This window comes from Peribacillus sp. 05N428, assembly GCF_056397085.1.
Genome location: NZ_JBFTMS010000074.1, coordinates 1 through 10,792 on the forward strand (window position 1 = coordinate 1; position 10,792 = coordinate 10,792).

Annotated in this window: 13 protein-coding genes; 6 read left to right on the forward strand and 7 right to left on the reverse strand. The window is 33.8% G+C overall.

The window, feature by feature from the left end; genetic code table 11:
* Positions 1-355 (reverse strand): hypothetical protein (locus AC1DIV_RS28930; protein WP_477577896.1); only part of this gene is annotated, 355 nt, incomplete at its 3' end.
* A gap of 173 nt (positions 356-528) precedes the next feature.
* Here AC1DIV_RS28930 and AC1DIV_RS28935 point away from each other — a divergent pair.
* Positions 529-1,224 carry an ATP-dependent DNA ligase gene (locus AC1DIV_RS28935; RefSeq protein WP_477577897.1) on the forward strand — a complete coding sequence of 232 codons (696 nt, stop codon included), beginning with the start codon at positions 529-531 and terminating at the stop codon, positions 1,222-1,224.
* A gap of 29 nt (positions 1,225-1,253) precedes the next feature.
* Positions 1,254-1,439 carry a DUF8096 family protein gene (locus AC1DIV_RS28940; RefSeq protein WP_105718995.1) on the forward strand — a complete coding sequence of 62 codons (186 nt, stop codon included), beginning with the start codon at positions 1,254-1,256 and terminating at the stop codon, positions 1,437-1,439.
* A gap of 109 nt (positions 1,440-1,548) precedes the next feature.
* Here AC1DIV_RS28940 and AC1DIV_RS28945 read toward each other — a convergent pair whose 3' ends face one another.
* A complete protein-coding gene (locus tag AC1DIV_RS28945; protein WP_105718994.1) occupies positions 1,549-2,544 on the reverse strand; it encodes a hypothetical protein in 996 nt (331 codons plus the stop codon).
* Positions 2,545-3,482: 938 nt separating this feature from the next.
* Between AC1DIV_RS28945 and AC1DIV_RS28950 the strand changes: the two genes are divergently transcribed.
* Positions 3,483-3,671, forward strand: a complete 189-nt coding sequence (locus AC1DIV_RS28950; protein WP_048883049.1) for a hypothetical protein — start codon at positions 3,483-3,485, stop codon at positions 3,669-3,671.
* Between the two features lie 228 nt (positions 3,672-3,899).
* Here the strand turns inward: AC1DIV_RS28950 and AC1DIV_RS28955 are convergent, their stop codons facing one another.
* The 5 genes from AC1DIV_RS28955 to AC1DIV_RS28975 form a co-directional block, all read right to left on the reverse strand.
* On the reverse strand, positions 3,900-4,133 hold the full coding sequence (locus tag AC1DIV_RS28955; RefSeq protein ID WP_105718985.1) for a transcriptional regulator: 234 nt from the start codon (positions 4,131-4,133) through the stop codon (positions 3,900-3,902).
* 734 nt (positions 4,134-4,867) lie between these two features.
* The gene (locus AC1DIV_RS28960) at positions 4,868-5,197 is read right to left on the reverse strand and encodes a hypothetical protein (protein WP_105718986.1); all 330 of its coding nucleotides are present in this window, start codon (positions 5,195-5,197) and stop codon (positions 4,868-4,870) included.
* A gap of 487 nt (positions 5,198-5,684) precedes the next feature.
* Positions 5,685-5,906, reverse strand: coding sequence for a hypothetical protein (locus AC1DIV_RS28965; protein ID WP_105718987.1), 222 nt, complete (start codon positions 5,904-5,906; stop codon positions 5,685-5,687).
* The gene (locus AC1DIV_RS28970; protein ID WP_105718988.1) at positions 5,903-6,589 is read right to left on the reverse strand and encodes an AbiTii domain-containing protein; all 687 of its coding nucleotides are present in this window, start codon (positions 6,587-6,589) and stop codon (positions 5,903-5,905) included. The genes AC1DIV_RS28965 and AC1DIV_RS28970 overlap by 4 nt, the downstream gene beginning before the upstream one ends.
* 288 nt (positions 6,590-6,877) lie before the next feature.
* A complete protein-coding gene (locus AC1DIV_RS28975; protein WP_105718989.1) occupies positions 6,878-7,636 on the reverse strand; it encodes a hypothetical protein in 759 nt (252 codons plus the stop codon).
* A gap of 798 nt (positions 7,637-8,434) precedes the next feature.
* On the opposite strand from AC1DIV_RS28975, the gene AC1DIV_RS28980 reads away from it, so the two are divergent.
* From AC1DIV_RS28980 to AC1DIV_RS28990, 3 genes are all read left to right on the forward strand, one after another.
* Entirely contained in the window at positions 8,435-8,635 is a 201-nt protein-coding gene (locus tag AC1DIV_RS28980; protein ID WP_142398561.1) for a hypothetical protein, read from the forward strand.
* Positions 8,636-8,655: 20 nt separating this feature from the next.
* Complete coding sequence (locus AC1DIV_RS28985) at positions 8,656-9,531, forward strand: ArdC family protein (protein WP_105718997.1); 876 nt, start codon at positions 8,656-8,658, stop codon at positions 9,529-9,531.
* 436 nt (positions 9,532-9,967) lie between these two features.
* Positions 9,968-10,384 carry a hypothetical protein gene (locus AC1DIV_RS28990; RefSeq protein ID WP_105718998.1) on the forward strand — a complete coding sequence of 139 codons (417 nt, stop codon included), beginning with the start codon at positions 9,968-9,970 and terminating at the stop codon, positions 10,382-10,384.
* Positions 10,385-10,792: the final 408 nt, after the last annotated feature.

The following is a 10,792-nucleotide window of genomic DNA, read 5'->3' on the forward strand; positions in this document are numbered from 1 at the left end:
CAACAAAGAGGTTAATCAATGTGTCTCCCTCAAAATTATCGACATAATAATTTTTTAAATTTGTTTTCTTACTTTGGAAGGTCAATAAAAGTTTTGTCTCTTTATCATCCGTCATTATACTCTCAAAATGCACTCTTATATCATTTTTATTATCATAAAAAGTTTGATTAACAGGTTGGTCTAGTCCTAGGTTAATTGCCGTTCTAACCCCTGCATCATCAATATGCTTACTCAAAAATATTTTATCGTAACCTTGTTTTAATGCCTTATGTTCTTTAACTGGATTTGCATAAGTAATGATGGGACAGAACAACATTGTTAACGATACCACAGAAGCAACCATTATTTTTAACATTTAAACACCTCTAAATTTTTGGTATTTTAAAGATAAGATGCCCCTGAAAAATATTTTTGATTCAAAGAGATGTTTTTACTAACTGAACTAAAAGGTGGTTCTTCCCATTTCACATATAATACATGACTAATATATATTAATCCTTTACTAATAAGCTTTTTTTATTTTAGGTCTTGATAAATAATGATGTCACAACGAAATTCCCCGAACTGCTCCAGTTGGATATTCCAAATGGAATTATACTTGATGGTGAAATAATTGTGACTGATCAACAAGGTAAGCCTGATTTTGAAGCAATGATGCAGAGATTTTCTTCTAAGAAATCAGAATATGCTATACAGTATTGCGTGTTTGACGTAATTTACTATAATGGTCAAAAGGTAACTCATTTACCTCTACACGAGAGAAAAGAGCTGCTTGTAGAAATAGTGGAAGATTCTAATTTGATTTGTAAGGTTAAATGGATGTATGGTAATGGCCCGGCTTATTTTGAGCTTGTAAAGCAACAAGGGCTAGAAGGAATTGTCCAAAAAAAAGCAAATTCAAAATATCAGATTGGCAAAAGATCGCAGGAATGGCGCAAGGTTATCAATTATCAATATACAGATGTTTTGATTACCGGATTACGAAAAGATGAATTCGGTTTTCTTCTGGGTATTGAAGATAATAATCAGATAAAGCCGGCAGGCATAATGGAGTTTGTTACGCCTGCAGCTAGAAAGCAATTCTATAGTCAGTATCAGGATTTAATTGTTAATGAAAACAAGAAGTTCATTTTCTTAGAACCAAAAATTAAGTGCAAAGTTAAGTTTAGAAATTATACATCGGCTGGACTTTTGCGTATTCCGTCTTTTATAGAATATATATAATCAAATAAAATAGTGAAGGTGATTTTACTTTGTCTGAAGAAATTCCAGAAGAAAAAAAAGAATTTGACACCACAATTATATATGACTACGTAGATTATCCTGACATCGTTAGTGGTCGCTGTGACAATTGCGGTAAAGCTCAGTTTGAAAGTTCGGTTAAGAACTATGTATATATTCGTAAATGCAGAGAGTGTGGCATGAAGAAATCGATTTAACCCTATATAGTTATAGGGTTTTTTATATTTATTGATTCTTATAGGGGAATTTAAAAGAAAAAGGAACAATTTTATATAATAAAAACCCACAAAAATTGTGGGTCTTATATTATTTAGAATTAAGACTAATTTCAACTTCTATACAATCTAAGATCACCTTTAGACTATTTAGATAATCTTTCCAGTCGTTAAAATCGTCAATTAATAAACTATGTATTTCTTCTTCTCCATGTTCCGTAGCTATTATATAATCTTCCCAACTTAGATCTTCTTGAGCTCCTCCGATTATATTATCTTCTTCTTCTTTTAAACCATTATAATAGTGTCTAAAAATGTCCGAAACCTTGTCACCTTCATCATACATTAAATTTTTTTTAGATATCCTCTGCAATACATGAGGTTCGTTAATGATTTTATTACCTTCAATATAATCTAAAATCGAATCACAAATATTTTTTGCTTCTATCTTTAAAAAATTATATTTTTTAATTGCTTCTATACATTCTATCCTATGATCCATAAATTTCGAATACATCCAGTAACTTTCAATATTTTCCTTTTCTTCATTAAATATTTTTCTGCTATCCAGTAATAATCGTTGATTTTCATCAAGATCTCTTTTTACTTGCTTTAATTCTTGAAGAGTATCACTTATTTTGACTGCTTCTCTTTCGACTATTTTTCTATCATTGTCAACATTATTACTAACAGTATTTATTTCTCCAATTCTTTGATCAAACTCTTTTATTATGCTGTTTCTCCATAAAAAACTTATTGTAGTAAATGCTGCACCAAAAAGAACAAGTAGTATCGAAGCTATAGCTAATATCCATGTAATATTGCCTTCTAGTAATTTTATCCTATCATCTTTCATTTCAATAATTTGTTCCGACAATTCTTGTTTAGTCAACGTATTTTCATCCCATTTTTTAACAACATTCTCCACATCATTCTTACTAAGAGTATCCCCCTTTTCCCCTTGAATTAACAAATGTAATTCTTCTGATATATCCTCAGGCTTCTCGGATTCTCCATAAGTTTCAATTGGAAAAGCTAAAAGTAAAAACAAGATAACTATAAACCCAAATTTTGTATTTATTCTCAATTATATTCCCCCTTACATTAGGCATATTATACCGAAAAACAAGCTATAAAAAACTAATATTTTGTATTGATTAACATTAGAAGTTGCTTAAAAAGGGCTCCTCCCGAAATTCCAATTCTTCAGCAGACGTAATTGTTTCTTCAAAAAGACCAATTTAATGGAAAAACAGTTACGTTCAGTTTACCAAGGTAAATAGAAAAAACAGAAACCAGTGCCGGTTATAGACGCTGGTTTTTTAATTGGATTTATCAAGACTATTTAGTGTAAACCTATACTTCTTCATAAGGATCAAGGTCTGTGTGAACCTATCCTGAAGACAGATTGGCAGGGTTTAAACCCTGCTTTTTCCTTTAGGATACGACTTTTATTTGAAATGTCCTTCTGAATAAAGTAAAAGATATGTTTCAACTTTCGTTTAGGTTTTCACTCAACTTTTCAGTTCAATAGATTTTAAGTATTTTAGAGTATACAAAATATACTTTGGGCGGCAGCACTACAGACTGATCAGAAAGGAAAAACACCTTTCTGTCATTCTGTACGTGTCGCTTCGGCATTAAAAGGCCCGATAACCACGATCTGTACGGCTACCGCCTACATTTCGTAGGTTCCTGTTCCTTTTACAGTTTCACCGCCATACCCGAACGAGCCGAAAACCTAATTCAAAACCATCGGTAACTACCTGGCTGAAGCCAGGTAGCAAGTCGCTTGCTCCGCATTGCTCCTAAAGATTAGAAACGCTCGGACCAAATGTGTATCCTTCTTTGTTCTCCCAATTATAATCATTTGCTCCATAAGGACTATCAATGGGTACTGCGCTTCGCTTGTAAACTTTGTGAACTTTTTAAGAAAATCACTTAAAAACTTCACAAACTTCAAGCCCATGACAGCCCTTTTACGCAAAGATTCGGAGGTGGCATCAAAGAAAGGAGTTGTCGAAAATGACAGCACTAACACTAACAATTATATGTACAATTTTTATCTTGGGAGCAGCAACGTTTTTGATGTTTTGGACACTAGAAAATGTCCAAAATGAAATGCTCAAAACTGCAGGAATCATCATCTATGGATTCTGCTTCGTAATCACAGTAGTACATCTAGTAGTGGAAGCAATCATGGCAAGCATTTAAGAAAAAGGCGAAGGGTGAACCTTCGCCTTTTTTTAGTTTAACTAAAAAGGTTGGTAAGCAAAAAACATGATTGTAAACCTATGTGCTTTACTGGGGGAATTGAACCCCCAGCAAACCAACGGTATCACTGCTTCGCATTGATACCGATAAAAATAATTTTATGGTATCGTGGTAACAACTTATGTAATAGCCGAACATCTTTGAAAAAGTAATAAGGGGAAAATTGGTTCACCAAAAATCTTCTTTCTTTATATTAGACTCAAATTCCCTTAATACCTTAATAAGTTTATATGCAGTAGTAGGTTTCGGCGTTCTAGAATGGTCTGATGTTAAAAGACTTATTAAGCTTTGGCTGGTTTTGCTTTTCTTTGCTAACCATTCCTGCTTAATATCGTAAAGCTCTAAAAAATCTCCAAAATCAGTTTTCTCTTTAGTTTCTTCTTTTAGCCAACCAAACATCATAATGTTTCACCTCTCCCTATCCATTTTTGACAACGGAAAAGGGAGCTATACATGTGAATTGTAAAGGTTTTTGATAAAGTAGATTCCTGCTAGAGTTGATAGCTTTCTTCTAATCTTAAATACTTTGAATATGCTTTTGCTGTTAAGCCAAAACATCAGCGCCATACCTATCGGCTTAACAGCAGAGCAGTGGACCAAAAATAATACACAAAATATCGACAAAGTAAGCTCCTATTTAGACCCCAAAAGAATATCTTGGACGGCTGCACTACAGACTGATCAGAAAGGAAAAGCATCTTTCTGTCATTCTGTACGTGTCGCTTCGGCATTAAATGGCCCGATAATCACGATCTGTACGGCTACCGCCTACATTTCGTAGGTTCCTGTTCCTTTTACGGTTACACCGCCATACCGAACGAGCCGAAAACCTTGAAATATTAAGAGATTAAAAGAATAAAACACCAAAGGAGAACAGCCATCCGTTAAATTAAGATAATAAATCATAGGATAGTTAGTCCAGTATGAGGGCTAACTATCCTTTTTTATTTACATAATTGACTTGAAAAATAAAGATTGAACGACCAGTAGTACGTTTATCAAACTCAATTAAGCCTTTATCGCACTTGGTCAGTTTGGGGAACCCAAGGTTTTGTTTTCTATAAAAAAGTCATCCTCTGTGCTTGAGAATGGCTCTACAATCAATTTACATTTTGCTTTCCAGGTAGTTGTTCATTTTATTTAGAATTTGAAGGCTTAAATAAGTCCACCATTTGTTTTAGTCCATTTATTAATGTTGTAAAGATTGAATCCTTATCTCTTTGGTCTATGGTCTGCAAATCTTTTATCCTTTTTTTAAGTGTTCCTTGCTTAAGCCTGACTAAGATCGGATTATTTAACACATCTTGGTCCTGTTTTAAATAAAGCAATTCTTCGCGCATCTTGATGAGAATGATAGCCATTTCCGTCATATCATCTTTATCGAAAAGTGGGTCATTCAATTTGTTTTCAACTCTCACAAGCAAGTTTTCAATATCTTCAATCATAAAATCAATCAGTTCAGTCATCCGTATTACCTCCATTTTTCGTAATATCTAAAATGTCGTTTTTTGCCCACTTTACTTTTATGCTTTTGACAACTTTTTAAAAAAATTTAAGTCCGGTGAGCCTTTCACCATTTAAATAGGTCGAGCTATTGTATATATAATAAAAATCTCAATTTTTTTAAGGATTTCATTTAAATAATATCGAGACATTTGATTTTATTAACTTTTGGCTTCTCCTTTCAATAGTAGGGAATGTATATATTTATCGTACTATGTTTTGTGGACTAGTTCCTTGCGTTTTTACTGCTGATTTCTGCCAAAATTACAGCGTTTTTATGCCAAAATTACGGCGTTTTTATGCCACGTGCTTGTTTATGTTGTGTTTCTTGCTTGTTTTTTTTAAAAAAAATCGTATGGGGCTAGAGTTGCAATTTGTCCTTTCTATAGGAGCTAGGTTCCTATTTTTAAGCATAAAAAAAGCACTCAGAATGAGCGCCTTGATTGTTCATTATTTAAAAAAGCCTTCCAACCAAGCAATTACATCTTTCCAAAATGAAAAGAGCATAATTATGCCGGTTATTATTCCCATTGAAACAGAGAAAATAATAGGGTGTTTTTCAATGAATGATTTCTTGTTATCTGGTTCTTTATCACTGCCATTATTGAAATTATATTGATGACCGATAGAAGAATTTTTAATTTTATTTTTATCTCCTATCTTTATACTCATTCTTTTCCACCGCCAAAAAGATGACCGAGTATAGACTTGCTAATTTTATTTTTATCGCCTATTTCTATTGATCCCTCATAAATGATTTGTTCAATATTGTAAACAGCTTGGTCTCTTTTAGATGAGGATTCTTCAATCTGATCTTTTATATCCATGTCATCCAAATTATCAAATTGTTTTTCCAATTCCATCACAATATCAACTAACTTGGATTTAACATTAGATACCATTGCTTCAAGATCCAAAGAAGTATATCTTATACTCATTCCTGTTATTTGGACCTGCATTGTTGACATAGCGTGACTAAGTTCAGTAGAAATTGATTTTGCAAAATTGTCTCGATTCTCCCCATTTAATATGTTTTGAATCGATGTAATACTATTTTTAACGTTTAAAGTAATAAGAGAATCATACATTTCATCTGTTATTAAATTATGTAAGGGAACATTTGCATTGGTGTACTGAACTACAGAATTTACAACAAACGTTCCTTTAGGAGTACCTTTAAGAATTCTATATTTAGGAACATCTTCTTCATTTTTATAGCCCTGTAATTCACCGTTAATCCAGTTCATTATTGGTTCATTATCAAGATCAGTTAATATAATCTTTAATCGTAAAAGAATATTTTCAATACTAACTTGTCCACCCACTATGTCTTTTAATAGCTGACTGCGTGCCATCTCATCCATCCTTTATTTGTACTATATCTAAGTATAATACGAGTAAAGGACTATGGACATAGATTTCTTTAGTCCTTTGTACGGTTGTTGCACGCTGCTGCCACACTGGATGGCGCTTGCGTGTTGTGTGACATCACCATAGTAACAAAACAGATGTTTTTAAAAGGTGTGTTTTTACTTTCAATGAAGTTTGCACTTTGCTTTAAAAGTTATGTGCTGTGCCTTTAAAAAATGTTTGATAAGAAAAGGATTTAAACATTGATTTATCCCTAGACTAGTTTTTATCTATTAATTTTGTAGATCAAAGCACCAACAATATTGTTCGTTATGTAATCTACCATAAGTTTTAATAAAACCTATTTTGGCCAAAAATTTATTGTATTTTTCTTGAGTATAAAAAGGATAGTTTTCATTCTTCATATAATCCTCATTAATATTAGGATTAATAATTACCCAATCTAGACCTATGTTTTTAAATGTTGCTAGCATGTTTAGAAAAATAGCGTTAGTAATAGCATTTGTTCTATATTCTTCTTGAATTGTTATATCCTCTAAAACTAGAATTCTTCCCCAAACAGATTGCGTTGTTGGGTGATACGGAAGTCCTTCAAATGTTCCTTGTTCAAGCCCTTTTGGATAAGCAAATGCGTGTATTCCCGTTTCACGAGCGTTATTTTGAATTTCTAACCAAGGAGTGTTGCCATTTTGATCTTCTAGAAACCCCTCCATTTCATCAAATCCGGCTTCAACTTCACTGTCATATATGCGAACAGAGGATACAGCTTGGTACATATCAAAGCTATTGCCATCAGCCATATCACGTATAACTGAAACATGAACATTTTTAGCATCATACAAGAAATAAGAAGCAGTTCCAATAACTTCATCTGATTCATAATGATTGTAAAAAGATACCTTTATAAACTTGTCATCACTTACATCAGTAAAACCATGCTGTCTCATAGAAAGTTCAACGGAAAAATCATGCAAATCTAAATCCTTTTGTTCAAGTATATCCTTTGTTTTCTTATCTAATCCTCGAACCATTTAATAACCACCCCTATTTTGCTCAAACTTTTTTGTAAACGGTTCATTTTTTTCAAAAACGGTACAACTTTATTTCAAAATCATATGTGCATAATTTCATTTAAACACCTCCTAAACAGAAGTACAACACCTACCAAAACTGGTCTATTAAAGTTAAGTTTCACTTTCAGTTAGGTTTACGATTAGCTTTTATTTAAAACATTTTGCAAATCTTTTAGAGCATCAAAATATATTTCAGGCGGCAGCACTACAGACTGATCAGAAAGGGAGAGCATCTTTCTGTCATTCTGTACGTGTCGCTTCGGCATTAAATGGCCCGATAACCACGATCTGTACGGCTACCGCCTACATTTCGTAGGTTCCTGTTCCCTTTACGGTTTCACCGCCATACCAAACGAGCCGAAAACCTCAAAATATTAAGAGATTAAAAGAATAAACACCAAAGGAGAACAGCCATCCGGCTGTTTTTTTTATATATTTTTCCCTTTTGCCTTACGAATCGTACAATGTACGCAATCTGACTAACCTTCCAACAGGGGCAGATTCCTAGGCTGCGCCCTACCCCTGCTGGAAGCTAAGTCAGAGCGTCAGTCAATCAAGGGGCCTAAAACTTTTTCATTAAGAACGCTACGCAACATAAAAAACTTTTAAGCTAAGATCACCCTTGACCGTCTGCCGATGCTCATTGTTCGTTCTACTTGCAAAAGGGGAAAAATAATCCCCCTTTGGGGAACTGAATCGCTTCTCCAGGCAAAAGAAAAAGAAGTTCTAAAAACAAAATCAAAGGAGGAAAAGAAAATGACAAAAGAAGAAAAAAAAGCAACCAAAAGATTAGAAAAGGAGTTCAAAAAATTAAAGGAGGATATACAAAATAAAGCAGAATTTTTTACTGATATATCATCCAAAGAATCATATATTTGGACGTTTAAAGTTGATGGTTCGATTATAAAATACAGCTACATTTTTAGTACTGAAGAGGTAAAAAAGACATTTGCTTAAATCAAAGGAGGAAACAAAAAATGGGTAAAAAAGATGTTTATGAGATTGTAACGGAAAAAATCATTGAAAAGCTAGAGGATGGAATTATTCCTTGGAAAAAGCCTTGGAACGGTAAGGGTGTTGCAACAAGATGGCTTGTTAATAAACCCTACAGAGGGTTCAACGCAATTATGTTGGAACCTGGTGAGTATGCAAGCAAGAAACAGATCTTAGAAGCTGGTGGACGTATCAAGAAAGAGGAAATGAGATTCGGCCATATTGTTGTATATTGGCATTGGTACAAAGTTAAAGAAGAAGGTCAGGAAAATATCCCCGATGAGCAAGCATCATTTAAGAAAATGGCTAAACCGTTCTATTCAACAGTTTGGGAGATTAATACTCAATGTGAAAATATGAAAAGTAAATTTGAAGAAGTGGAAGGTTTGGACTTCAATCCTATTGAAGAAGCTGAAACATTGATAAGGAAGTATAAGGATATTCCGAAAATGAAAACAGGAAAAGATGGTGCTTACTATGTGCCAGCTTTTGATTTCATCAGTATGCCGGAAGTAGAAGATTTTAATTCATCAGAAGAATATTACAGCACCTTGTTTCATGAGTTGATTCATTCAACTGGCCACTCCAAAAGGCTATGTCGTGAAGGAATAACAGATATTGCGAAATTCGGAAGTGATAAATATGCAAAAGAGGAACTTGTTGCAGAAATGGGAAGTTCGATGCTATGCGCGATGGCTGGAATAGACAATACAACGATTGATAATGCAGCTAGTTATATTCATGGATGGTTGCAAAAGTTGAAAGGTGATAAAAAGTTTATATTCTCGGCATCCTCACAAGCTCAACAAGGCGTGGATTATATGTTGGATATAACACATGAAGAACAAAAGGCTATTTAATGTATTAATATAGCTAGTAACATATGAAATCACAAGCACAAAAGCCGTTTGCTAAGAATGGACTTTAACCAACACAAAAAAATCAATGGATCTGATCCATCCATTGATTTTTTACGAATGGAAGGAAAAAACATACGTTTTTTCTTGATTATAAGGCAGGCATCGAGCCTGCCAACGGATGCTGAAGCATCCTAAAACCTTAAAACCTAATAAGGAAACCATTTAACTAAAGTTAAATGGTCCCTCATTTGAAATGAATTTCAAAACAGATGTTTGTAAAAGGTGTGTTTTGACTTTCGGTGAAGTTTTCACATAGCTTTTATAGGTATGTGGTTACCTATGTTTACCATATCATTTTACCCACATAGGTTCTTTTTACCTATAAGTTTTATGATAATATTACTAATGTATAAAAATAGAAAGGTAGGAAATACATATGAAAAAAAGCATCATTGCTTCACTTGCACTTGCACTTGTTTTAAGTCTTTCAAGCTTTGGGGGTACTCAAAAAGCTGAGGCAGCAGATTGGACCACACAAGGAAGTATTTGGACTACATATTATCATTCTGGTTCATTCTACAATTATGTTTACCAACGTACTGCGTATAATATGACTTATGACAACGAAATTTGGACTACTGTAAAAGCAAGTAGCTCTGCATCAGGAACATTCACAGCTCGCCTGCAAAAAAAGACAGATGGTGTCTGGAAGAATTATAAAACAAAATATCCTGCTAAAAATGGCACTACAGTAATGAATTGGACGGTTGATAATAAAAAAGCTGACTACCGTGTTAAATTTGAAAACTCGAGTGGTAAAAAAATAACTTATACATTTAAATTAATGCAATAATATTGAATTAGAAGTTTAATATCCTTATTTGGGCGGCAGCACTACAGACTGATAGAAAGGAAAAGCATCTTTCTGTCACTCTGTACGTGTCGCTTCGGCATTAAATGGCCCGATAACCACGATCTGTACGGCTAAAGCCTACATTTCGTAGGTTCCTGTTCCCTTTACGGTTTCACCGCCATACCGAACGAGCCGAAAACCTCAAAATATTTAAGAGATTAAAAGAATAAAACACCAAAGGAGAACAGCCATCCGGCTGTTTTTTTATATATTTTTCCCTTTTGCCTTACGAATCGTACAATGTACGCAATCTGACTAAGCTTCCAACAGGGGCAGATTCCTAGGCTTCGCCCTACCCCTGTAGGAAGCAAAGTCAGATCGTCAGCCAATCAAGGGGCCTAAAACTTT